This is a genomic window from Paractinoplanes lichenicola (assembly GCF_016785085.1).
Classification (GTDB): domain Bacteria; phylum Actinomycetota; class Actinomycetes; order Mycobacteriales; family Micromonosporaceae; genus Actinoplanes; species Actinoplanes lichenicola.
The window spans coordinates 580,035-603,786 of the sequence record NZ_JAENHO010000007.1 but is presented as its reverse complement, the minus strand read 5'-3'; the positions used below and the strand labels follow the sequence as shown (position 1 = coordinate 603,786).

The following is a 23,752-nucleotide window of genomic DNA, read 5'->3' as shown; positions in this document are numbered from 1 at the left end:
GTACGGATCATGAGATCGGTCAGTCGCAGGCGATCCCGTTCCGGTCCGGGTCGAGGCGGTGACGGTCGGTTCCCCGTACGGGCAGCGCCTCGAAGCCCTGGGCGGCCAGCCAGGCGCACTTGTGGGTGACCGCGGACGGGAAGGTCCACGGCACGCACTGGGTGCGCGTGCCGTAACCGTGGTCGCAGCCGTCGACGTTGGCCGGCACCGAGACGGGCGCGGTCGGCGAGGCGAGCGGCGGCAACGGCTTGGCCCCGGGCTGGGCGGCGAAGGTCTGGACGAAAGGGGCCGGAGCCACGGGGGTGGCCGGCGGCGGAGCGGCCGAGGGGGTGGCCGAGGTGGCGGCCGCGACCACCCCCTCGGGAGGAAGGGCCGCCGGGGCCGACGGCGAGGCGACCGGCGGGACGATCGGCACGACGGGCGAAACGACGGCGGCGGGCCCGGGACCGGCCGAACCGGTCGGCCCCGGGCGGAGCGCCAGCAAAGTCACCACAGCCGCGACGACAACCAGGAAACCGGCAAGCGCGGCACCACGGCGGGCCGTCATCCGACCTTCACCCACTTCGCGACGGAGGGGACGCCGTTGGCGCCGACCACGAACAGCATGTACCAGCCCGGCGGGGCCAGATTGGGGTTGCTGGTCACGTTCAGGTCGATCGTGGTGCCGGTGACCGTCATCGGCAGGTCGACGAAGCGCTGGTTGGGGTCGCTCGAGTGGGTCACGGCGGCCGGCCGGATCAGTTCGGCCTTCACGATCGGCCCGTCGACGGTGATCGTGTTCGAGCTCCCGTACGCCCAGGTGTTGTCGGGCATCGACAGGATCTGCGGCCGTGCCCCTTTGAACAGGTACGGCGGCGAGTACACCGAGACGCGCGTGTCGAAGCTGCCGTCGCCCGGGTTGTTGCCGACCGCCATCACGCGCCCGTCGGGCAGCAGGAACGCCGACGAGTGGTAGCCGCGCGGCACCGGGTCGGTGGCCAGCCCGGCCGTGAACGTGTTGGTCACCGGGTCGAACATCGACGCCTCGTACACGGGGTCGGCCCGGTTGTGCAGCGCGCCGCCGGTCTCGAAGACCTTGCCGTCGGGCAGCAGCACCGCCGAGACGTACATCTTGCCCTGGCTCGGAGTCTGGCCGGCGCCGGTGGGCAGCAGCGGGCCGGCGGTGTAGACGGGCGCCGCCTGCTTGAGGTCGATCAGGTCGGTCAGCCGGTTCGCGTCCGGGTTGGTGTCGATGTTGCCGCCGCCGAGGGTGAGCACCCGCTGGTCCTGCGCGGGTGGCAGCAGCACGCTCATCGACTGGTCCCGCTCGTCCTTGCGTTGCAGGCCCGGTACGGGCGTGATGGTGTTCGCGTCGTAGTTGTAGATCGACGCGCCCGTGCCGGGCAGCCCGTTGCCGAAGACGTGGCTGCCCGTGTAGAAGAGCCGCCCGTCCTGCATGAGGATCATCGAGGGGTACAGGCCCCAGAAGCTCCACGTCTGGTTGGCCTCGTTGAGCCCGAGCCAGCGCTCCTGACTGGCGTCGAAGTATTGCGTGGCCACCATGCCGGACGAGTTCTCGTTGAGCCCGCCGAGCGAGATCACGTCGCCGTTGCCCAGGATCGTGGCCGACGGATACCAGGAGCCCGCGGTCATGTCGTTGACGCGCGAATAGCTGGTGGTGGCCGGGTCGAAGATGAACGAGTCGGGCATCCCCTTGTAGCCGACCGTCCCGTCGGCCGACGGATAGTCCTTGTTGCCGCCCATCACCAGCACCCGCCCGTCGGCCAGCTGCACGTGCCCGGCGCAGAACAGGTCGGCCGGCGTCGGCACGTTGACGAAGGTGCCGGTCGACGGTTTGTAGACGGCGGTCTTGAAGGTGCCGGCCGCGAAGTCGTCGAGGTTGTTGCCCGACCCGGCCACCAGCAGCACGTCCCCGTTGTGCAGAACAACGGCGTGAATTGCCCGCACGGGGGTGTCGAACGGCATCACCTGCCACGCGCCCTTGGTGCAGGCCGCCCCGGCCGTACAGGCGGTCGTGCCGGGGCTGGGCTGGGTGACGTCCTCCATCCGGTAGTCGTCGGTGCGCAGCGTGCCCGCGCCGTAGATGGTGACGCCCCAGACGATCTGGTCGGTGCCCGGCGGGACGACGGGGGTGCGTACGGTCTGCTGTTGATAGGTCGTGGTGATCGGCATGGTGGCCAGGTCGGTCCAGTAGACCCAGCCCTGCGCGACGTCGTGCCGGAAGACCGTCATCACCGTGTTGGGCGTGGTCGTCGTGTACCAGGCGCTGAGGTCGTACTGGTGGCCCGGCGTGACGTTGGGCGCGCACGACGGGTTCTCGAGCATCATCGCCTTGCGGTCGCCGGGGGTCGTCTGCGCGAGGGTGATCTGCATGGCCTTGGTGCCGGTGTGGGCCTGCGTGGTCACGTCGAACGTGTACGGCGAGTCGCCCCACCCGGAGCGTTCCCAGCACACCGGGAAGCCGTCCGCGCCGACCGCTTCCAGGCCCCCGTTCGCCACGAGGTTGGCTCCCGCGGCGGCCGGCGGGGTGGGGAGGAACAAAACAATTAAAAGCGACAAAACCAGGGTGATGCCGAGGTCGCGCCGGTTACGGCGGCTGAGCCAGGGGCGCGGCGTCGAGCGCTCCGGGCCGAAGTGGCGGGCCGTGCCGAACGGCGGGCCGGAATGGCCGGCCGTTCCGGGGGCCGCGCCCGAGAACCGGGCGGTGTCGTGCGCCGCGTGAGAGGGCCGGGTCGTCATGGGCGGCGCGCCTTGTAGATGACCCCGTCGAGGATCAGGAAGCGGACGACGAAGGAGATCAGCAGCGTGATCAGGTTGGCGATGAGCACCCCGACGTGCAGGCCGGAGACGAGCAGGGCCAGCAACGGCACGCGCAGCAGCAGGTCGGCGTTGCCGAGCAGGAAGAAGCGCGTGATCCGCCCGGTGAAGCTGCGATGCTGCCGCCGGTCGCGATAGAGCAGCGTGTCGGTCAGCGCGAAGTTCCACCCGACGGCGACCAGGTTGGCGATGATCGCGGCGGCCAGGTAGTGCACGCTCGCCACCTCGTGCAGGAACCACAGCGTGCCCTGGTTGGGCAGCAGCCCCGAGACGCCGATCAACGCGAACACGAGCATCCGGGCCCGCTTCGCCCCGAACCGCAGAATCGCCAGATGCTTGAGGAACCGTACGCCCTCGGCCAGGCTCGACTTGCTCTCGCCGGCGTGCCGCGGCTGGAACGCGTACGGGACCTCGACGATGCGGCCGGGCCGGTTGCGCACGATCAGCTCGAGCAGGATCTTGTAGCCCAGCGGGCGCAGCTCTTCGGTTTCCAGCGAACTGGCCCGGATCGCGAACAGCCCGCTCATCGGGTCGCTCACCTGGATCAGGTTGTTCCGGAAGATGACCTTGGTGACCAGCGTGGAGCCGCCCGAGACGAGCCGCCGGTAGCCGCCGTCGAGCCCCGACTTGCTGCTGCCCCCGACCGCGTAGCGGCTGCCCACCACCAGGTCGGCCCCGTCGCGCCGCCCGGCCGCGACCAGCGTGGGCACGACCTCGGGCGGGTGCTGCAGGTCGGCGTCCATCACGACGATCCACTCGCCGCGGGCCGCCTTCAACCCCTCGACCACCGCGCCGCCGAGCCCGCCGGTCGCATGCTCGCGGTGCACGACGGTGACCGGGATCGGGCAGCCGGCCACGGCCGCGCGGATCACGTCGGGGGTGTCGTCGGTGCTGTCGTCCACGAAGACGACCTCGGTGCCGTCGTGGGGCAGCGCCGCCGCCAGCCGTTCGAGCAGGGTGCTGATGTTGTCGCGCTCGTTGTAGGTGGGCACGACGATCGTCTGCTTGAGCGCCGTGGCTACCGGCAACTCGCCGATCGTCCCGCGCAGGGCCGCCCGCACCGAAGCAGGCGCCGGAATCCCGGCCGTCGCCGAAGAGCCGGCCGTCGCCGCAGAGCCGGTCGCGGTGGGGGAGCCGTGCGGGGCTGCGGTGGCATCCAAGGGAGCGATAGTGGCGGCCGGGGACGCATCCGGAGGAGCGGCAGTCGCGGTCGGAGAGGTGGATGGGGTCGACGAAGAGTCGGCGGTGATGGTCATGAGGGCTCCTTGACGACCTTGCGGATCTCGATGACGCCGTCGGCCGAGCCGAACGACTCGATCACGGTGCTGTTTCTGAGCAGGGCGGTGACGGTCGGCAGGGTGCCCGGGTCCTGACGCAGGGCCGGCGACGAGACGATGTAGTCGACGTCGCGCCACCCGCCGGGCAGCCGGGCCGCGACCTCCGAGTCCAGGTCGAGCTTGTAGAACCAGAGCACCCGGTCCTCGGCGTAGCCGGCGTTGACGCAGTCGAGCCACAGCACGTCGTCGACGACGATCGTGGACGGCGGCTGGGCCCGCAGATAGTGCGCGGCTTGCACGTACGCGGCGTTGTCGTTGGCGGTCAGCGCCCGGCGATCCCCGACGTACCACCGCGGCGCGACGACCACCGCGGCCAGCACGACCGCAAGGGCAATCGCCGTCCATTTCCACCAATGCTGAAGGCGAGAGAGCGCGTAAAAGAGCACCCCCGCGATGGCAAGGGCGAAGAACGGCAGCACCTGCACCACGTACATGGCCGGCAGATAGCCCCCGGGCCGCAACGCCACCAGGATCAGGATCGCCCCGGCCACGGTGACCGGCCGCAGCCGCCGCAGGGCCAGCCCCGCGATCGTCGCGACCGCCCCGGCGATCAGGAGCACGCTGTCGTAATACATCCACGAGTGCAGCAGCGAGTTGGCGCCCGACCCGCCCTCGAAGATGCTGCCCGAGCCCGACCGCGAGCCGAGCTGGAACTGGATCGCGCCGAACAGCGACACGTGCCCCTCGCCCGGGAACAGCTCGCCGCGCAGCAGCGCGTACAGCGGATAGAAGCAGCCGACCAGCACCAGCCCGCTCGCGAACGAGCCGAAGGCCCACGTGCGGGTGGTGCTGCGGGCGGTGTTCTGCCACAGCGCGACCAGCACGGCGGGCAGGATGACCAGGATCGTCTCCTTGGAGAGCACCCCGATCGCGGCGGCGGCCCCGGCCGCGGCGTAGTGCCACAGGTGTTTGCTCGGCGACAGCGCGAGGGCCAGGGCGGCCAGGATCCACACGACCGCGAAGCTGTCCAGATAGATCTGCCGGCCCATCGTCAGGAAGAGCGGCGAGAGCCCGTACGTGAGCAGGCCGAGCGCGGCGGCCCAGCGGGGCAGCCCGATCCGCCGCCCGATCACGTAGACGAGCAGCAGCCCGGCCGCCTGCAGGGGCAGCATGGCGATCCGGCCCGCGGCCACCGCGAGCAGGCTCGGCGCGATCAGGCCGGGCAGCCACGCGCCCACGGCCAGCTGGATCCAGGCCAGCGGCGGGTGGTCGTACCAGTAGGTGTAGTGGGCCAGTCCCTTGCCGTTCTGCACGGCCCAGGCCTGCGCGAGGTAGGTGCCCTCGTCGTCGCTGGCGGTCGGGAAGCCGGTGATGTTCCAGGCCAGCAGGGCCAGCACGACGGTCGTGAGGCTGACCGCGACGTAGAAGTCGGTGCGGTTCTTCGGCCGCTCGACCGGAACCGGAGCGGGCGCGGGCGGCTTGACGAGTTCGAGGACGGTCATGCCGCAGCCCCCTCAACAGCGGGGAGGTGCGCGCCGACGTGGGCGGTCAGTTCCCAGTTGCGGCGGCCCGTGTACTCCCGCCAGACCGCGCGCAGCGCCGCCGTCGACAGGACCAGGGCGTACGGGAAGGCTCCGAGCACCAGTTTCGCGTAGTGGTGCCAGCGGATGCGCAGCTCGTACTCGCGGCCGAAGTCGTGCAGGCCGACGATCTGGAACATCAGCGTGGCCGCCATCGGCAGCACCGGCAGGAACGTGAACAACGCGACCAGCACGGGCAGCTGGGCCCAGATCGCGATGGCCACGCCGACCGGGATGACCACGCCCGAGAACGCCTGCAGGAACGGGCTGGTCAGCGTGTACCGCGCGAGCATGCGGGACCGCCAGTTCGGCAGCCGGCGCCACTCGCCCTTGCGCAGCACCTGCAGGAAGCCCTGGTGCCAGCGGGTGCGCTGCTTGAGCAGGGCGCCCACCGAGCCCGGCGTCTCCTCGCGGGTGACGATCGTCGAGTCGTACGCGACCACGACCTTCTTGCCCCGGCTGGAGAGCCGCACGCCCAGGTCGCAGTCCTCGGCCAGGCACGTGCCGTCCCAGCCGTTGGCCTCGCGCAGCACGTCGGAGCGGACGAACACGGTGTTGCCGCCGAGCGGGATGAAGCCCTTCTTGGCGTGCAGGTGCAGCCGGCTGCGGAACCAGAAGAAGTATTCGAGGCAGTTGTGCAGGCTGTACCAGCTGGAATGGAAGTTGATCAGCTGGACGCCGCCCTGCACGACGTCGGCCCCGGTGGCCCGGAACGCGTGGTCGACGTGCTCGAGCAGCAGCGGATGCACCTGATCCTCGGCGTCGAAGACCCCTACCACATCCCCCCGTACGTAGGGCAGGGCCGTGTTGAGGGCGCGCGGCTTGTTCTTCTGCTCGTTGTGGTCGGTCACGACCAGGATCCGCGCGGGCGCCGTGGCCGCCACCCGATGCGCGACCTCGGTCGTCTCGGGGTCGTCGTGCCCGACGATGATGATGATCTCGAAGGCCTCGTGCGTGGAGCGCAGGAGCCGCTCGACGGTGTGCTCGAGCACGGCTTTCTCGTGCCGGGCGGGCAGCAGCAACGAGAAGGTCAGGTGCTGTTCCCCGTCGGGCGGGGCGAACCGCGTGCCGGCCAGGGTCTCCGGCGTGCGCCAGGCATGCATGGTCCACCACAGCGTGACCGCGGCGAACGCGGCCAGCACCAGGGACACGAAAATCATGATTGCGGCAGCCAATGTCATGGCCTCTTCCCGAGTTTCTCTGGCAGGCCCCACTCCCGCCGGACGGAAAGAGCCTAACGAGATTCGCCTCGTACCTATCAAGAGGACTGTCGGGGGTTTTACAGCTCGCCGGAAAGCGTTATCCGACCAGAAACAAAGGCGCAACGCCAAGTCGGGCATGTCCGGTCGTTCCCGGCTCATCGGTCGCCGAGATCCCTTAGCGCACAACGGGATCCCGGCGCAACGGTCCGTTTCGCCGAAGCATTGATTCCGGCGTGTTAACGCATTGCCGCAATTGTGGCTCCACGATGGACCGCTAAATGTCGGACGATTGGCCGCGGTCGAAAAGCAGTTGTGCGGCTCACAAACCGCGGCCAACATCCGGCGAATAACGCGGGCTAAGAGGCGACGAGTCGCAACGCGAAGCGACGATATCCGAGCCGTTCGAAGGTTGCCACCATCGGCGTGTTCGTGCTGTCGGTGTCGGCCCGGATCACGGTCGCCCCGCCGGCGGCCAGGATCCACGTTGTCTCGGCCAGCAGGTCGGCCGCGTAGCCGTGGCCGCGCTGCTCCGGCACCACGGCCACATAGCCGACCACCGGCCCGCCCGCGTTGGCCGACGGCAGTGCCACCCCGACCAACTTGCCTGAGAAGTCGAACGCGAGCCGCCACAGCTCCCGCGGGCCGGGCATCATCTTGTAGTCCTCGAGATCCTCGAGGGCCTGGGCCCGGGCGCCCTGCCGGGCGACGCCCTCGCGGGTGGCCACGTCGAGGCTGCCCACCGAGACCCGCTCGAAGGCGTCGGCGAACTCGTCGTCGGTGGCGGGCGCGAACCGCAGGCGGGCCGAGCGGTCCGGCAGCGGCGTCGCGCTCGTCCATTCGTACCGGAAACGCTCGTTGAACGTGGTCAGCCCCGCGTCGGCCGCGGCGCGCAGCCTGAGCACGATCTCGGGATCGTCGCGCGACTCGGGGATCGTGAAGATGTGATACTCGGCGGGTTTGGGCACCTGCCGGATGAGCTCGGCCCACATCGGCACGGGGTCGGCGACCGCGGGGGCCGCCCACAGGGCGTCGAGGGCGAGCGGGCGGTCACCGGCGGGGAAGCCCCACCAGACGGCCAGGCCGGCCAGAGAGTCGCCGTCGAAGGCGAGCCAGGTCCACTCGTGGCGATAGCTGTGCGCGGCCAGGTGGTCGAGAAAGCGGGCGTCGGTGGTCGTGTTGACCGACGGCTCGGACAGGCAGGTCAGGACAAGGTCGAGATCGGACTCGGCCATGGTGCGGAACAACAACGAAGCCTCCATGTGGGCACCGATGAGCGTGACGTGAGCATCTGAACCCTCCTTTCGTTGTCGGCTGCCCGGGATCATGCCCGGTCCGGCCGCCCCGCGCACCCCATTTAGCGGCCGTGTAGTGACCGTGTGGCGCCGGCTCCGAACGTGGGTCCCGCACCGCCGGAACGGCCGGCGGGGACGGAAGGGACACACCATGACCGACACCACGAACGACCTGATGGGCAACTGGGACGACGTCCGCAAGGAGCTCGAGACCATCGTCGGGGGCGAGCCGGGGATGATCGCCGCGGCCTCCACGACGGCCGCCGTGGCCTTCTTCGGCGAGGAGGCGCCCGGCCAGACCGCCGCCCTCTTCTCCGGCAGCACGGTCGTCCGCGCCTTCTGGTGGGGCTTCCACGTGCAGTTCAGCCACGAGGACGTGGTGAACATCCTGGACGCCGCCGACAAGGTCAACGCGACCGTGGCGGCGATCGACGGCAACATCCCGAGCCCGGCCGCGCCCTGGATCAAGCTGCTGGCGCCGTTCGTGGCCGCCCTGCATCAGGCGCTGCGGGCGATCGACCGCGGCAACGGCATCTACGTGAGCATGAGCTGGTTCGCGCCGGGCGTGTTCGTCCCGACCTCCGTCTGACCGCCATGACCCCCGTCGTGGTCCCGGCCTGGTGGGACCACCAGGCCAGGAGAGTCATCTTCAACGACGACACGATCGTCTGCGGCGTCCTGGTGGCCGGCGACAGCGGGGTGGCCTTCGCGAGCCCGGCCCGTCTCGAGTTCGAGGCGGGCCCGGCCGGCCTGCGGGCCACCTGGTCGCGGATCCCCGGCCGCTGCGAGCTGCACACCCTCGATGCGACCTACCGCCTCTATCTGGCCCCGCCCACCGACGGCTCGCCGCGGCTGAGCCGGGACGCGCTCCGCAGCGTCGCGGGCCACCTGACGACGGCCGGCGACCTCGCCGGGCTGGCCGGCCTGGTGGCCGGCCTCGGTGTCCTCGGCGACGTGCTCGGCGCAGGCGGGCACCTCGGCAACTCGATCAAGTTCGTGCACAGCGTCGCCGCCCTGCGCCGCGCCAAACGCAGCCGGGCCGCCCTCATCGAGCAATTCGCCGTTCTGGCCGGAAGGACATAGTCATGGAGATCCTCGCCGTCGTCACTGGCCTGCTCGCCGTTCTCGTCAGTTTCCTGCCCGGATTGACCCCGGGCCGCCGAGCCTTCGGCATTCTTGGCGGGGCCGGCTTCGCGATTTACGGCATCTATGTGCTGAATCAGGATTCCGGCACCTGGTACTTCCCGATCTGGCTCTTCCTGCTGCCGGTCGTCACGATCGCCGGTGCGGCCCGTGCCAGCGCCCGGCACGAGTGACCGGCCGCGGCTGACCCCGCGCGAGCACGCTCTGGTACGTCCGCCGCGGCCCGGCGCCGATGGAGAAGTACTCGCCGTCGGCCATCTTGCCGGTCCAGCCGGCCGGGCCCTTGTCGCCGGTGGCCCAGAATCGGGGAAGAAACAATTACGCGGTATCAGCAGGATTGCGTAGTGCCGCAGATATGGGTGACGGCCGCGTCCACGGTCAGCGGTGGGGCCACATCCCAGAGCCGTACGGTGTTGAGGTCCTCGGTGTCGCCGGCGGCCAGCGTGCGCCCGTCGGGGCTGAGCGCGACCGAGTCGACCGATTCGGTGCGCCCGGGCAGCATCGAGCGCTGTTGCCCGGCGGCCACGTCCCACAGCCGTACGGTGCCGTCCTCCCCGCCGCTGACCAGGGTCGCGCCGTCGTCGCTGAAGTCCAGGTCGTAGACGGCCTCGGTGTGCCCGGTGAGCGTGGCCCGGGCCCGGCCGGTGGCGGGGTCCCACAGCCGTACGGTGTGGTCGTCGCCCGCCGTGGCCAGGGTGCGCCCGTCCGGGCTGAACGCGACTGTGTACACGAACCGGCCGGTCGCCGCCGAGATCACCCGGCCGCTGCTCGTGTCCCAGACCCGCCACGTGTTGTCGCCGTGTCCCTCGGCCAGCATCCTGCCGTCGGGACTGAACGCCAGCGCGTAGACGAACTCCGAGTCGAGCACCTGGCGCACCCGGCCCGTGGTGACGTCGTACAGGCGGATCGGCCGGCCGCGGATCCCGGTGGCCACGGTGCGGCCGTCCGGGCTGTAGGCGAGGGCGAAGATCTCCTCGCCGGGCGTGCCGAGGGTCGTGAGCGTGCGCCCCGAGCCCACGTCCCAGAGCCGTACGGTCCCGTCCAGGCTGCCCGTGGCCAGTGTCCGCCCGTCCGGGCTGAACGCGACCTCCCGGACGGCGCCGGTGTGACCGGTCAGCTGACGGCGGACCCGGCCGGTGGCCGCGTCCCACAGCCGTGCCGACCCGTCCCGGCTGCCGGTGGCCAGGAGGCGGCCGTCGGGACTGAACGCCACAGTGGTGCCCTCGCCCGCCCGGCCGGTCAGCGTCGCCCGGATCTGCCCGGCGCCGACGTCCCACAGCCGGGCCGTGTGATCGGCGCTGCCGGTGGCCAGGGTGCGCCCGTCGGGGCTGTACGTGATCGTGGTGACCGAGCCGGTGTGCCCGGTCAGCGTGGTGCGGATCTGACCGGTTCTCGCGTCGTAGACCCGCACGAGCCCGTCCGCGCCGGCGGTGGCGAGCGTGCCGCCGTCCGGCCCGAACGCCACGTCGAGCACGGCGTTGGTGTTGCCGGCCAGGGTGGACCGCAGCCGTCCGGTGCCGGCGTCCCACAACCGGACCTTGGAGTCGGTGCCCGCGGTCGCCACCGTGCGGCCGTCCGGGCCGAACCTGACCGAGGTCACGTCGCCCGGCTGCCCGGCCAGCTTGCGGCGCGCGTTCCCCGTCCACAGCTCGGCCAGGCCCGACGGGCCGCCGACGGCCAGCGTCCGCCCGTCCGGGCTGATCGCCACGGTCGTGAAGTCACCGCCCACGGTCCGGCTCGCCCGCAGCCGCCCGGTGGCCGGGTCCCACAGCCGTACGGTCCGGTCGCCGCCGCCGGTGGCCAGGGTGCGGCCGTCCGGGCCGAAGGCGAGCGTGCTGACCGCGAGCGAGGGGTCGGTCCAGGTCGGGCCGGGTCGGCCGGACGGGATTTCGTAGAGCCGGACCCGCCCGTTCACGCTGCCGGTGGCGACCGTGCGGCCGTCCGGGCTGAACCCGAGGGTCTGCACCTGGGCGTCGTGCCCGGTCAGGGTGGCCCGGGGCGCCCCGGTGGCCAGGTCCCACAGCCGTACGGTCTGATCGTCGCCCCCGGTGGCCAGCAGCCGCCCGGCTGGATCGATGGCGATGGTGTAGATGGGGGCGGTGTGCCCGGTCAGCCGGTGCCGCAGGGGCAGCGCGGCCGCGGCGTGCACCGCGGCGGCGGCCTCGACAGTCGGGTTCTGCCGATAGGCGCGCACGGCCAGGGTGCCCGCCGTGTCCGGGTCGGTGGCGAGCAACGCGCCCGACTGCGCGGCGAGCTGACGGGACAGTGCCGTCCGCCCGGCTTCGACCGCGCTCTGCCGCTGCCACGCGGCGATCCCCGTGGTCACCAGCGCCGTCACCAGCAGCCCGGCCAGCACCGCGATGACCCGCCGGGACCGCCGCCGCCCGGCCTGCTCGTGACGGCGGCTCGCGGCCAGGAACGCGGCGAGCCGGTCGGGCAGGTCGCGCTGCCGCGACCAGGTGATGCCCTCGGCCAGGTCGGTGCCGAGCAGCAGATCCGCCGGCTGCCCGCGCTCGGACCAGCGGTGCTCCCGGTCGCCGGCCCGGCTCAGCCAGTCGGAGAACCGGTGGTCCTGCTCGACCCAGTCGCGCAGCGTGGCCCAGTCCCGGATCAGGGCCTCGTGCACGAGCTCGGCGACCGGCTCCGGCGACGCCCCGGTCGAGCGCGTGGTGACGATCCGCCGCTCGGTCAGCACGGCCAGCACCTCGTCGGCGCCGGGGCCGGCCAGCGCGCGCAGGTCCGTCAGGGCGACCTGCTGCCGTACGGCGGGCACGTCGAGCCGGGTGTCGGCCGGGCGCACGAGCGCGGTCAGCAGCCGCTGCGCGACCAGGCGGCGCTCGCCGGTCAGCTCGTCCACGGCCGTGTCGCACCACGAGGTGACCGCGCCCGTGACGCCGCCGATGCGCTGGTAGGCGGCGTGGGTCAGGCGGCCCTGCTCGCGGCGGTGCCACAACTGGTGCAGGGCCAGCTCGAGCAGCGGCAGGACCGTGACCGGCGCGGCCGCGGACCCGGCGGGCAGCACGTCGGTGACGATCCGCTCGGCCAGCCCCTCCTGCAGCTCGAGCCCGACCGCGGCGGCCGGCTCGGCGATGATGTCGCGCAGGTCGTCCGCGGTCAGCCCGGCCGGCACGTTGACCAGGCCCGGGGCGAGCTCGCGAAGCAGGCCGGGGGCGTGGGCGGCCAGCCGGGGATAGAAGTCGTCGCGCATCACCACGACCACGGTCAGGCCCGGCTCGCCGAGCTCGGGCGGCTCGGCCGCGGACTGGGTCAGCAGCTCCTCGAACTGGTCGAACACCAGCAGCACCCGGATGCCGGAGGGGACCTCGTCCAGGCCGGCCCCGGCCAGCTCGGCGGACAGGTCCTTGCCGGGACGCACGACCACCGTCCGCCAGCGGTCGCTGCCGGGCAGCGCGCCCCCGGCCAGGGCGGGCAGCACCCCGGCCTGGATCAGTGAGCTCTTGCCGGAGCCGGACGGGCCGAGCAGGAGCAGCCCGCGCCGGTGTGTGGCCAGGGCCGCGAGCACCTCGCGGACGGCGGCGGCCCGGCCGTGGAACCAGCGGGCGTGCTCGGCCGTGAAGGCCTCGAGGCCGCGATAGGGGCAGACGTCGCTGCGGGCGGGCCGCCTCCGGGTGCGTACGGCCGCAAGCTCTTGATCCATCTCGGCGTGCCAGGCCCGCCAGTCACTGAGGTCGGACGGCCTCGAGGCACCACTGTGCACGGCGCAGGCTTTGACGAACGCGGCCACGAACTCCCACGGCGCGGCCGAGCGCCCGGACAGCTTGTCGTGGATGGTGCCTCGCGTGTACGGGGTGCCGGCCTTCTCGGTCAGCCGCACCAGCTCGCGCACCGACGGCCCGCCCGACGCCACCTGCAGGGCGCGCAGCCGCTCGGCGAACGCGCGGATCGGGTCGGGGCGCTCGTCGTCCAACTCGGCCTCCGGTGTCCGCGGACCGTCCGGGAAACGCCCCCGACACCCGGCCGGACGGCTGCCCTGAGCCTGACAGCCGGCCCGCTCCGGGGCTATCGGCTGCATGACCCACCTCAGGGGGACTCCATGCGTATCGAGGTGCTGGGTGAGCTGCGGTTGTCCACCGGGCCGCTGCGGGGCCGGGCGGCCGAGCTGCTGCGGCTGCTCGTCACCGGGCAGGGGCGGCCGGTCGCCGTCCACACGATCACCGAGGTGCTGTGGGGCGATCATCCGCCGCGCTCGGCGGGGGCCAACCTGCACACGTACGCCTCCCGGGTGCGCGCGGTGCTGGACGATGACGCGCGGCTGGTGCACGCGGGCGGCGGCTACCGGCTGCTCGGGGGCGACCGCGACCTGACGTCCTTCGTCGCGCTGGCCGCGAGCGGGGATCCGGTGTGCCTGCGCGAGGCGCTGGTGCTGTGGCAGGGGCCGCCGATCACCGCGGCCATGCGGGAACGGTCGGTCGTGGCCGAGGGGATCGCCTGCCGGTTCGAGGAGCTGCGGCTGCAGGCGTACGCCCGGCTGGCCGCGGCCGTCGAGCCCGCGAGCATCGTCGGCGAGCTGCGGCAGTTGGTGGCCGAGCACCCGCGTCGCGAGAGTGTGCATGCCCTGTTGGTGCGGGCGCTGTACGAGGCGGGGGACGCTGCGGCCGCCCTGCTGGAGTATCACCGGTTGCGCCGCGCGCTGGCCGACGAGCTGGGGGTCGAGCCGAGCGCGCCGCTGCGGGCGCTCTACCGGTCGGTGCTTCGCAACGCCGCCTGAACGCCCCGGCCTGCCCGCTCCCCGGCGGGGCCCACCAACGCGCTGTGCAGCGCCTCGGGCGTACAGCCGGACACCGGGCGGGCCGCGAGCCAAGCCGCGGCGGCTGCGGGGTCGCGGCTGGGGACACATTCGACGTCGCGGCCGCGCAGAATCGCCCGCACGCCGTCGCGGACGGGGGTGTCGGTGGCCAGCAACCCGCCGGCCAGGACGACCGGGCCCGCCACCTTCAGCTCGTCGAGGGTGCGGATCAGCTCGGCGGCGGCCTCGGTGGTGATCGCGCGGGCGTGCGGGTCGGCCTCGCGGGCCAGGGCGCAGACTAGCGGCGCGAGGGCATCGATCTCGGCGAACGGCAGCGCCTGGGCCCAGCGGATCAGGTCGTCGGCGTGGGCGCAGCCGACGCGAGCGGCGATCGCGGCGGCAAAAGGCGACGACCATTCCCGTACGGTGGTACGCAGCGCGGCCAGTCCGATCCAGCGGCCCGAACCGAGATCGCCCAGCAGCCACCCGTTGCCGTCCACAGTGCGCACGACCGTCTCGTCGCGCACCTCGGCCGCGATCGCGCCGGTGCCGGCGATCAGCACCACGCCGGCCGCCGCCGGGCTGCCCGCGGCGAACGCCGTCACCGCATCCCCGACCACCACCATCGGGCAGGTCAGCCCCAGAGTCCGCCAGACCTTCTCGTACGCCGCGAGCCCGTCACCGGAGGCCAGCACGCTCGCCCCGGCCACGCCGAGCACGCCCCGCACCACACTGGACGGCGGCGCAGCGCCGAGGGCCGCCCGCAACGCCGCCTCGGTCGAAGCGGCCGCGGCCGCGGCACCGGCCGACAGGGGGTTACCCGGACCGGCCGCTCCCCGCCCGACGATCACACCGTCCACAGTCGCGACGACGGCCTTCGAGGCGGTGCCGCCCGCGTCCAAGCCCACGACCAGTCCTGGCTCCATGGTGGAAATCGAAACATAGGCAACAGTTATTGACTAGAGGCGGCGGCGGTCGTAATTTTCATCGGCAACAGCACTCGATGAAAAGGATGTCCGACGTGACCGGTGAGAGCGGAGGCCTTCTCGGCCGGCTGCGCATCGAAGGCCAGCAGATGCCCGAGGCGCTGGCCCGCATCGCCGAGACGATCCTGGCCGACCCCGAGACGGCGGCCCACGCCAGCATCGTCGACCTGGCCGAGCGCTCCGGCACCTCGACCGCCACGGTCACCCGGTTCAGCCGCACGCTGGGCTTCAAGGGCTACGCCAACCTTCGGGTCGCGATCGCCACCGAGACCGGCCGGGCCGAGCAGGCCCGCTGGGAGACCGACATCAGCGGCGACATCGCCCCCGGCGACCCGCTGACCGACGTGCTCGGCGTGGTCACCGCGGCCGACACCCGGGCCATCCAGGGCACCGCGGCCGGGCTCGACGTGACCGCGGTCGAGCGGGTGGCCGAGGCGATCGCCGGGGCCAAGCGGGTCGAGATCTTCGGGCTCGGGTCCAGCGGCACGGCGGCCCGCGAGATGGCCTTCCGGCTCGAGCGCATCCGGGTGCCGGTCTGGTTCCGCACCGACTCGCACACCGCACTTACGAACGCCGCGCTCACGCTGCCCGGGGACGTGGCCATCGGGCTCAGCCACTCCGGCCGTACGAGGGAAGTCATCGAGACGCTGGCCGAGGCGGCCGACCACGGCGCGCTCACCGTGGCCGTGACGAGCTTCAGCCGCTCGCCCCTCGCGGAGGTGGCCGACGTCGTGTTCACCACGGCCGTGCAGGAGACCACGTTCCGGCTGGCCGCGCTGTCCGCCCTGCACTCGCAGCTGCTGATCCTCGACCTGATCTACGTCGCGGTCGCGCAGCGCACCTTCGAGCGGACGGCCGACGCGCTGGAGCTGACCGTGCGCGCGGTCGACGCCCACCGGCTGCCCGAGAAGATTCCGTCCCGCAAGCGCGGGCGTGCGAAAGGACAGTCGTGACGAGTAGCTCTCAATTCCTGTCGGTCGTGCGGGAGGTCGTCGACCGCGTCGGCGGCGGCCAGCACGACGCCAAACAGGCGGCCGCCGATCTCCTGGCCGAGGCCCTGCGGAACGGGGGAGTGATCCAGGCCTTCGGCTGCGGGCACTCCGAGGCCCTGGCCATGGAGATCGCCGGTCGCGCGGGGGGACTGGTGCCCACCAACCGGATCGCCCTGCGCGACATCGTCCTCTACGGCGGCGCGCCCATGGCGGAGCTGGCCGACCCGGGGGTCGAGCGGCGCACCGAGATCGCGCACCGGCTCTACGAGCTGGCCCCGATCAAGCCGGACGACGTGTTCGTGATCGCCTCCAACTCCGGCATCAACGGCGCCGTCGTCGAGATGGCGCTGCTGGTCAAGGAGCGCGGCCACAAGCTCGTCGCGATCACCTCGGCCGCGCACTCGGCGGGGGTCGAGTCGCGGCACCCGAGCGGGCGCAAGCTCGGCGAGATCGCCGACGTGGTGCTCGACAACGGCGCCCCGTACGGCGACGCCACCATCGCGCTGCCCGGCGGGGGAGCAGTCGGCGCCGTCTCGTCGATCACCGCGGCCCTGCTGGCCCAGCAGCTCGTGGCCGAGGTCGTCGCACGCCTGCTCGCGGCGGGGATCACCCCGCCCGTCTACCTGTCGGACAACGTGCCCGGCGGCAAGGAACACAACGCAGAGATCGAGGCGCGGTACGCCGGGCGCATCCGGCGCACCGCATAGGAAGAGAGCCCTGTGATGAACCCTGAATCCCAGCTCACACGATATCCCACCCGGCGAACACTGCTCCGTACGGCCGCGGTGGCGGCGGTCACCGTCCCGGCGCTGGCCGGCTGTGTCACCTCCGGTTCCGACGACGAACCGGCTGCGGAGAGCGGCGTCGAGAAGACGGCCGACAATCCCCTGGGGGTGAAGACCGACGCCCCGCTCGAGGTGGTCGTCTTCAAGGGCGGCTACGGCGACGACTACGCGATCAAGGCCGAGGCGGCGTACACCGCGAAATACCCGCAGGCCAAGGTCGACCACAAGGGCCTGCAGAAGGTCGGCGAGGCCATGCAGCCCCGCTTCGTCGGCGGCAACCCGCCCGACGTCGTCGACAACACCGGCGCGGGCCGCCTCGACATCGGCACCCTGGTCACCGCGGGCCAGGTGAGCGACCTGGCCGACCTGCTCGACGCGCCCAGCCTCGACCAGCCCGGCAAGAAGGTGCGCGACACGCTGCTGCCCGGCGTGATCGACGACGGCACGTTCGCCGGCAAGACCGTCGCGCTCAATTTCACGTACACGGTCTGGGGTCTCTGGTACTCGAAGTCGTTCTTCGCCTCGCGCCAGTGGCAGTATCCGAAGACCTGGGCCGAGATGCTGACCCTGTGCGCCGAGATCAAGAAAACCGGCGTCGCCCCCTGGACCTACCAGGGCAAATACCCGGAATACATCAACGACCCGCTGCTCACCATGGCGGCCAAGGCGGGCGGGCTCGACCTGATCAAGGCGGTCGACAACCTGCAGCCCGGCGCGTGGAAGCAGGAGGGCCTGGTGCAGGCGGCCACCGCGTTCGCCGAGCTGGCCGGGCAGGGCTACCTGATGAGCGGCTCCGAGGCGCTCTCGCACACCGAGTCGCAGGCCGCGTGGTGCCAGAAGAAGGCGGCCCTCATCCCGTGCGGGTCGTGGCTCGAGAGCGAGCAGAAGGGTGTCGCGCCGGCCGGGTTCGACATGGTGATGGGCACCGTCCCGTCCCTGACCGCGAGCGACAAGCTGCCGGGGGCCGCCATCCAGGCCGCCAGCAGCGAGTCGTTCTTGGTGCCGGCCAAGGCCAAGAACGTGGCCGGGGGCAAGGAATACCTGCGGTACCTGTTCTCGAAGGAGTCGGCCACCGCGTTCGCCCAGGCCAACAGCACGCTGCCCGCCGTGGAAGGCGCGACCGACGGGCTCACGCTGTCGTCCGGGCTGGGCTCGGTGCGCGACGCGGTGACGGCGGCCAAGACCGACACGCTGACCTACCGCTTCCGTACGTGGTACGGCCCGCTCGCCAAGGCCGTCGACGACGCCACCGGTGAACTGGTCAACAAGCGCATCTCGCCCGCCGACTGGTCGACGCGCATCCAGAAGGCGGCCGACGCGCTGGCCAAGGACACCACCGTCACGAAGTACACGCGCTGATGCGGCACGGCCGCTGGCGGTTCCTGCTCGGCGCGCTGGTGCCGGCCCTGGTGCTGCACGTCGTCTTCGTGCTGTCGCCGTACGCGCAGGCCTTCTACCTGTCGCTGACCGACTGGACCGGAGTGGCCGGCCAGGCGTCGTTCGTCGGGGTGGACAACTACGTCCGCCTCGGCGGCGACTCCCTGTTCCTCGACGCCGTCCGCAACAACCTGGTGCTGCTGGCCGTGGTGCCGCTGGTGACGATCGGGATCGGGCTGTTCCTGGCCTCGATGCTGCGGCACTCGCCCGCGCGGCTCGGGCAGGGCTACCGGATCGTCTACTTCTTCCCGCAGCTGCTGTCGCTCGTCGTGATCGCGGTGCTGTGGAGCTTCGTCTACAACCCGAACACCGGGCTGCTCAACTCGGGGCTGCGCGCGATCGGGCTGGACGGGCTGACCCGGTCGTGGCTGGCCGAACCGGCGTGGGCGCTGGTGGCCGTGATGGCGGTGCTGGTGTGGTCGTCGGTCGGCTTCTACGTCGTGCTGTTCAGCGCGGCCATCGAGGGGATCCCGGCCGAGCTGTTCGAGGCGGCCAAGCTCGACGGGGCCGGGCGGTGGGCGACGTTCTGGAAGGTCACGCTGCCCCTCGTACGGGAATCGGTGCAGGTCGCCTTTGTCTACCTCGGGATCGCAGCGCTGGACGCCTTCGCCGTCGTGCAGATCATGACGGTGGGGCCGGGCGGGCCGGACGGGGCCACCGAGGTGATCGGGATGTCGCTCTATCGGACCGCCTTCTCGTACGGGAAATTTGGTTACGCGTCGGCCATGGGGGTGGCGCTGTTCTTCGCCACTTTGACGCTGGCCGTGCTCGCTCTGCGGGCGGGTCGCAAAGAACGGCTGGAGCTGGCATGAATCTGCATTTGCTTCGCGGCTCTCGTTCGGCCGTCGTCTCTTCTGGAGGCCCCGCATGACACTCCTCCGCGAGCGGCCCACCCTTGAAACGACCACCCCACCCGCTCGGACAAATCGGAAATTCCCGAATCCTCTCCCGCAGTTGGCGATGTTCTGCTGGGCCGTCGTCACCGCGTTGCCGCTGCTCTGGGCCGTCGTCAGCTCGTTCAAATCCGACAAAGAGATCCTCAACGAGCCGTGGTCGCCACCGTCCACCCTGCACTTCGAGAATTGGGAACGGGCCTGGACCGCGGCCAGCATCGGGCGCTACTTCCTCAACAGCCTGATCGTCGTCGGCGGCGCGCTGATCCTCACGATGCTGCTCGGCGCGCTGGTGGCGTACGCGCTGGCTCGTTATGAATTCCGCGGCAACCGGGTCATCTATTACATTTTCGTCGCCGCGATGTTCTTCCCCGTGTTTCTCGCGCTCGTCCCGCTCTTCTTCGTCGTGCAGCAACTGGGACTGCTGGGCACCTATCCCGGGCTGATCCTCGTCTACACGGCGTACGCGGTGCCTTTCACGGTTTTCTTCCTGCATTCCTTCTTCCGTACGCTCCCCAGCGAGATCGCCGAGGCCGCTTTTCTCGACGGCTGCTCGCACGGCGCGGTGTTCTTCCGCGTGATGCTGCCTTTGGCCCGGCCCGGGCTGTTCGCGGTCGGCATCTTCAATTTCCTCGGGCTCTGGAACCAGTATCTGCTGCCGCTGGTTCTCAATCCCGACCCGGACCGGTACGTCCTGGCGCAGGGTCTGGCCGCCCTGTCGGTCAGCCAGGGGTATCGCAGCGACTGGAGCGGTCTGTTCGCCGGTTTGACCATCGCCATGCTGCCGGTGCTGATCGCCTACGTCGCGTTCCAACGGCACATCCGCGCCGGAATGACCGCCGGCGCGGTCAAGTAACCCCCATCCCCTTCTTTCTCCCCTGGGAGGAGTCTGCTCTTGAAGATCGACAGACGTCAATTGGCGGCCCTCATGGTGGCCGCGCTGGCCGGAACGGGCGCCGTGGCTCTCTCCACCGCCCAGCCCGCCGCGGCCGCCGACTGCGGCTACCTGTTCGACGACTTCCACTACAACTCATCCGCCGACCCCGCACTGACCGCCAACGGCTGGACCCCGCGCAGCTACCAGGGCGGACCGGGCGTGCCCGGCGCGAACTGGTCGCCCAGCAACATCACGTTCCCGACCAGCGGCGGCCAGAAGGTGCTGCAGCTGACCGCCTCCACCGACGGCACCGGCGCCGGCACCAACCACGCCGAGCTCTACTCGACCCAGAAGCGCTACCTGGAAGGCACCTACGCCAGCCGGGTGCGCTTCACCGACACCCCCGTCAGCGGCAACGACGGGGACCACATCAACCAGACGTTCTTCACGATCAGCCCGCTCAACGGGGACCTGGACCCCACCTACAGCGAGCTCGACATCAGCGAATATCTGCCCAACGGCGGCTGGGGCGAGCAGGGGCCGATCAACTACCAGACGACCTGGTACACGTATCGCAACGAGCCCTGGTACGCCGACAACGTGCACTCCGAGCAGCGCAGCTCGCTGGACGGCTGGCACGACCTGGTCGCGCAGGTCGCCAACGGACACGTCGTCTACTACATCGACGGCGTCCAGGTCGGCGACCACGGCGGCAAGTTCTTCCCCCGCCAGACGATGACCATCAACTGGAACCTGTGGTTCATCGACACGGCGACCCACACGGGCGGCCTCTCGACATACATCGAGCAGGTCGACTGGGTGCTGTTCGCCAAGAACCAGGTGCTGTCACCGTCCCAGGTCTCGTCGCAGACGGCGGGGTATCGGACGGCCGGCAGCCGCTTCGTCGACACGGTGGCCTCCACCGGCGGCTGCACCACCAACCCGCCGACCACACCCCCGACAACCCCGCCCACCACGCCGCCGACGTCACCGCCGACCACCCCACCCCCCGGCACGGGCTGCGCCGACTCCCCGAACTGGGCCTTCAGCCAGGTCTACACGGGCGGCAACCTGGTCAAACACGAAAAGAGCAAATACGGCGACCCGAACGGCCCCAAGTCCGGCGAGGGCGTCCACCTGTGGAAGGCCCGCTACTGGACCCAGGGCTCAGAACCAGGCTGGACCGAACAGTGGCAGGACCTAGGCCGCTGCTAACCACCCCGATCGTGGCTAGCCACCCCAGCGGTGGCTAGCCACTCGGCCGCCCGCCATCTCGAGCCCACCGCCGCGCACCCGGCCCCAGCCATCGCCGATCCGGCCGCGGGTACAGCCCGATCCATCGACCGCCCGTCGCCGTCCCCCTTTGTGAGTGAGTCCTTACATACCGCGGGCTCGCGCAGTCGTTGGTGAGTGAGTACTTACTGACTTGGTCGGACGCGGCTGGCCCGCCCGCCGCGTCCGCCGTCGTCCGTCCGCCGCCGCCGCGTCCGCCGTCGTCCGTCCGCCGCCGCCGCGTCCGCCGTCGTCCGTCCGCCGCCGCCGCGTCCGCCGTCGTCCGTCCGCCGCCGCGTCCGCCGTCGTCCGTCCGCCGCCGCCGCGTCCGCCGTCGTCCGTCCGCCGCCGCGTCCGCCGTCGTCCGTCCGCCGCCGCCGCGTCCGCCGCCGTCCGTCCGCCGTCCGCCGTCCGCGGCGCTCCGCCGTCCCCTTCGTGAGTGAGTCCTTACATACCGCGGGCTCGCGCAGACGTCGGTGAGTGAGTAGTTACTGAGTTGGTCCGCCGCGGCTGGCCACCCGGGCCGCGTCCGCCGCCGCCCGTCGCCCGCCCGTCCGCCCGTCGCTCGCCGCCCGGCCGTCCGCCGCCGGCCGCCCGGCCGTCCGCCCGTCGCCCGCCCGGCCGTCCGCCGCCGGCCGCCGTCGCCAGTCCGCCGGCCGCCGTCGCCCGTCCTCCGCCGTCCCCTTTGTGAGTGAGTCCTTACTTACCTCGGGCTCGTGCGGTCGTCGGTGAGTGGGTGCTTGTGGACGTGGGTCTGGTTAACCTGGGGGGAGGTGGGGCGCTCATGTCCCGCTTCCCCGCAGGATCTTGACCGGTTCGGGCGGGGCTCGTTACGTTGCGACCACAACTGCAGACCGCTTTGGCCAGGGCGGGAGAGTCCCCAGGTGGGACGCCGAAGGAGCAACTTCTCCCTCAGAATCTCTCAGGCACCCGTACCGCTCCGGCCGGCAACTCTGGAAAGCCGGGAATCGTCCCGCGCCCAAGGTGCAAATCTGCCGCCTGCCGGCCGATGAAGCTCTCAGGCCCCATGACAGAGCGAGGGAGGCCTACCTACCGCTGGGATTAGGGAGCCTCTCCATGGCTGTGTCCGTTTTCGATCTGTTCTCGGTGGGCATCGGCCCGTCGAGCTCTCATACGGTCGGCCCGATGCGCGCCGCCCGTATGTTCGCCGATCAGCTCGCCACGCTCGACGGCGCCTCGCCGTCGGAGTCGTCCGTCGCCGGCGCCGCGATGACTCTCGTACGGGCCGAGCTTTTCGGGTCGCTCGGGGCGACCGGGCATGGGCACGGCACCCCGAAGGCGGTTCTGCTCGGGCTCGAGGGCTCGGAGCCGGAGACCGTTGACGTGTCGACCGCCGATGCGCGGGCCGCGGCGATTCATGCGCGCGCGGCGCTTCGGCTGCCGTCGGGCTCCGACGTGGCCGTGGATCTGGTGCTGCATCGGCGGCGGACGCTCCCGGGGCATCCCAACGGCATGACCTTTTCCGCGTACGGCGGGGACGGGGCGGAATTGCTGCGCAGGACCTACTACTCCGTGGGCGGCGGGTTCGTGCTCGACGAGAACGGGATTGTGCGCGCCGACAGCACGCCGTTGAAGTATCCGTTCGCGAACGGGGCTGACCTGCTCGGGTTGACGTCGGCGACCGGGTTGTCGATCTCGCGGCTGATGCTGGAGAACGAGGGCGCTTGGCGTTCGGCGGCCGAGACCCGTACGGGGTTGTTGGAGATCTGGCGGGTCATGCGGGAGTGCGTGGCGGCCGGGCTCGAGGCCGAAGGGGTGCTGCCGGGCGGGCTCAAGGTGCGGCGGCGGGCGGCGGCGACGGCTCGTCAGCTGCGGGCGGCCGGGAAGCCGGGCGAGCATGCGATGGAGTGGCTCACCTCGTACGCGATGGCGGTGAACGAGGAGAACGCGGCCGGCGGGCGGGTCGTCACCGCCCCGACCAACGGCGCGGCCGGGATCATCCCCGCGGTCCTGCATTACTACGTCAACTTCGTGCCGGGCGCGGACGACGAGGGTGTGGTCCGGTTTCTGCTCACGGCGGGCGCGATCGGGCTGCTGTTCAAGGAGAACGCCTCGATCTCGGGGGCCGAGGTCGGCTGTCAGGGCGAGGTCGGCAGCGCCTGTGCGATGGCCGCGGCCGGGCTGGCCGAGGTGCTGGGTGGCACCCCCGAGCAGGTGGAGAACGCGGCCGAGATCGGCATGGAGCACAACCTGGGCCTGACCTGCGACCCGGTCGGCGGGCTGGTGCAGATCCCGTGCATCGAGCGTAACGGCATGGCCGCGGTCAAGGCGGTCACGGCGGCCCGCATGGCCCTGCGCGGCGACGGCCGCCACCACGTCTCGCTCGACAAGGTCATCAAGACGATGAAGGAGACGGGGGCCGACATGAAGGTCAAATACAAGGAGACGGCCCGGGGCGGCCTGGCCGTCAATGTCATCGAATGCTGACCTG

19 protein-coding genes and 2 riboswitches are annotated in these 23,752 nt (G+C 71.3%); of the genes, 11 read left to right on the top strand and 8 right to left on the bottom strand.

The window, feature by feature from the left end:
• Positions 1–19: 19 nt before the first annotated feature.
• The 6 genes from JKJ07_RS27175 to JKJ07_RS27150 all read right to left on the bottom strand — a co-directional run bounded on the left by JKJ07_RS27175 (position 20) and on the right by JKJ07_RS27150 (position 8,135).
• Entirely contained in the window at positions 20–547 is a 528-nt protein-coding gene (locus JKJ07_RS27175) for a hypothetical protein (RefSeq protein WP_202994591.1), read from the bottom strand.
• Positions 544–2,739 carry a galactose oxidase early set domain-containing protein gene (locus tag JKJ07_RS27170; protein ID WP_202994590.1) on the bottom strand — a complete coding sequence of 732 codons (2,196 nt, stop codon included), beginning with the start codon at positions 2,737–2,739 and terminating at the stop codon, positions 544–546. The genes JKJ07_RS27175 and JKJ07_RS27170 overlap by 4 nt, the downstream gene beginning before the upstream one ends.
• Positions 2,736–3,977 carry a glycosyltransferase gene (locus JKJ07_RS27165; RefSeq protein WP_236029886.1) on the bottom strand — a complete coding sequence of 414 codons (1,242 nt, stop codon included), beginning with the start codon at positions 3,975–3,977 and terminating at the stop codon, positions 2,736–2,738. The genes JKJ07_RS27170 and JKJ07_RS27165 overlap by 4 nt, the downstream gene beginning before the upstream one ends.
• A gap of 92 nt (positions 3,978–4,069) precedes the next feature.
• Positions 4,070–5,596: an ArnT family glycosyltransferase gene (locus JKJ07_RS27160; RefSeq protein WP_202994588.1), complete on the bottom strand. Its 1,527-nt coding sequence runs from the start codon at positions 5,594–5,596 to the stop codon at positions 4,070–4,072.
• A complete protein-coding gene (locus tag JKJ07_RS27155; RefSeq protein WP_236029885.1) occupies positions 5,593–6,855 on the bottom strand; it encodes a glycosyltransferase in 1,263 nt (420 codons plus the stop codon). The genes JKJ07_RS27160 and JKJ07_RS27155 overlap by 4 nt, the downstream gene beginning before the upstream one ends.
• A 377-nt stretch (positions 6,856–7,232) precedes the next feature.
• Positions 7,233–8,135: a GNAT family N-acetyltransferase gene (locus JKJ07_RS27150; RefSeq protein WP_202994587.1), complete on the bottom strand. Its 903-nt coding sequence runs from the start codon at positions 8,133–8,135 to the stop codon at positions 7,233–7,235.
• 184 nt (positions 8,136–8,319) lie between these two features.
• Between JKJ07_RS27150 and JKJ07_RS27145 the strand changes: the two genes are divergently transcribed.
• From JKJ07_RS27145 to JKJ07_RS27135, 3 genes are read left to right on the top strand one after another with little or no spacing between them, the layout of a single operon-like run.
• Complete coding sequence (locus JKJ07_RS27145; RefSeq protein ID WP_202994586.1) at positions 8,320–8,757, top strand: hypothetical protein; 438 nt, start codon at positions 8,320–8,322, stop codon at positions 8,755–8,757.
• A 5-nt stretch (positions 8,758–8,762) separates the two neighbouring features.
• Positions 8,763–9,251 carry a hypothetical protein gene (locus JKJ07_RS27140; RefSeq protein ID WP_202994585.1) on the top strand — a complete coding sequence of 163 codons (489 nt, stop codon included), beginning with the start codon at positions 8,763–8,765 and terminating at the stop codon, positions 9,249–9,251.
• A 2-nt stretch (positions 9,252–9,253) separates the two neighbouring features.
• Positions 9,254–9,484 (top strand): hypothetical protein, encoded by a 231-nt coding sequence (locus tag JKJ07_RS27135; protein ID WP_202994584.1) that lies wholly within the window; start codon positions 9,254–9,256, stop codon positions 9,482–9,484.
• A 155-nt stretch (positions 9,485–9,639) separates the two neighbouring features.
• Here JKJ07_RS27135 and JKJ07_RS27130 read toward each other — a convergent pair whose 3' ends face one another.
• Positions 9,640–13,239: a WD40 repeat domain-containing protein gene (locus tag JKJ07_RS27130; protein WP_202994583.1), complete on the bottom strand. Its 3,600-nt coding sequence runs from the start codon at positions 13,237–13,239 to the stop codon at positions 9,640–9,642.
• Between the two features lie 126 nt (positions 13,240–13,365).
• Here JKJ07_RS27130 and JKJ07_RS27125 point away from each other — a divergent pair, with 126 nt between their 5' ends.
• A complete protein-coding gene (locus JKJ07_RS27125; protein WP_202994582.1) occupies positions 13,366–14,040 on the top strand; it encodes an AfsR/SARP family transcriptional regulator in 675 nt (224 codons plus the stop codon).
• Here the strand turns inward: JKJ07_RS27125 and JKJ07_RS27120 are convergent.
• Positions 14,010–14,984 carry an N-acetylglucosamine kinase gene (locus JKJ07_RS27120; protein WP_202994581.1) on the bottom strand — a complete coding sequence of 325 codons (975 nt, stop codon included), beginning with the start codon at positions 14,982–14,984 and terminating at the stop codon, positions 14,010–14,012. The two genes, JKJ07_RS27125 and JKJ07_RS27120, sit on opposite strands and share 31 nt — an antisense overlap.
• Before the next feature lie 86 nt (positions 14,985–15,070).
• Between JKJ07_RS27120 and JKJ07_RS27115 the strand changes: the two genes are divergently transcribed.
• The 7 genes from JKJ07_RS27115 to JKJ07_RS27085 all read left to right on the top strand — a co-directional run bounded on the left by JKJ07_RS27115 (position 15,071) and on the right by JKJ07_RS27085 (position 23,748).
• Positions 15,071–15,997, top strand: coding sequence for a MurR/RpiR family transcriptional regulator (locus JKJ07_RS27115; protein ID WP_236029884.1), 927 nt, complete (start codon positions 15,071–15,073; stop codon positions 15,995–15,997).
• Positions 15,994–16,743: a sugar isomerase domain-containing protein gene (locus JKJ07_RS27110; RefSeq protein ID WP_202994579.1), complete on the top strand. Its 750-nt coding sequence runs from the start codon at positions 15,994–15,996 to the stop codon at positions 16,741–16,743. Before JKJ07_RS27115 ends, JKJ07_RS27110 begins: the two co-directional genes overlap by 4 nt.
• 15 nt (positions 16,744–16,758) lie before the next feature.
• On the top strand, positions 16,759–18,180 hold the full coding sequence (ngcE, locus tag JKJ07_RS27105; RefSeq protein ID WP_202994578.1) for an N-acetylglucosamine/diacetylchitobiose ABC transporter substrate-binding protein: 1,422 nt from the start codon (positions 16,759–16,761) through the stop codon (positions 18,178–18,180).
• Positions 18,180–19,070, top strand: coding sequence for a carbohydrate ABC transporter permease (locus JKJ07_RS27100; protein WP_202994577.1), 891 nt, complete (start codon positions 18,180–18,182; stop codon positions 19,068–19,070). Before ngcE ends, JKJ07_RS27100 begins: the two co-directional genes overlap by 1 nt.
• A 148-nt stretch (positions 19,071–19,218) precedes the next feature.
• Positions 19,219–20,007 carry a carbohydrate ABC transporter permease gene (locus JKJ07_RS27095; protein ID WP_202994648.1) on the top strand — a complete coding sequence of 263 codons (789 nt, stop codon included), beginning with the start codon at positions 19,219–19,221 and terminating at the stop codon, positions 20,005–20,007.
• Between the two features lie 39 nt (positions 20,008–20,046).
• Entirely contained in the window at positions 20,047–21,243 is a 1,197-nt protein-coding gene (locus JKJ07_RS27090) for a glycosyl hydrolase (protein WP_202994576.1), read from the top strand.
• Between the two features lie 916 nt (positions 21,244–22,159).
• Positions 22,160–22,248, top strand: a riboswitch (glycine riboswitch).
• A gap of 3 nt (positions 22,249–22,251) precedes the next feature.
• Positions 22,252–22,336: riboswitch (glycine riboswitch) on the top strand.
• A 41-nt stretch (positions 22,337–22,377) separates the two neighbouring features.
• Entirely contained in the window at positions 22,378–23,748 is a 1,371-nt protein-coding gene (locus tag JKJ07_RS27085; protein WP_202994575.1) for an L-serine ammonia-lyase, read from the top strand.
• Positions 23,749–23,752: the final 4 nt, after the last annotated feature.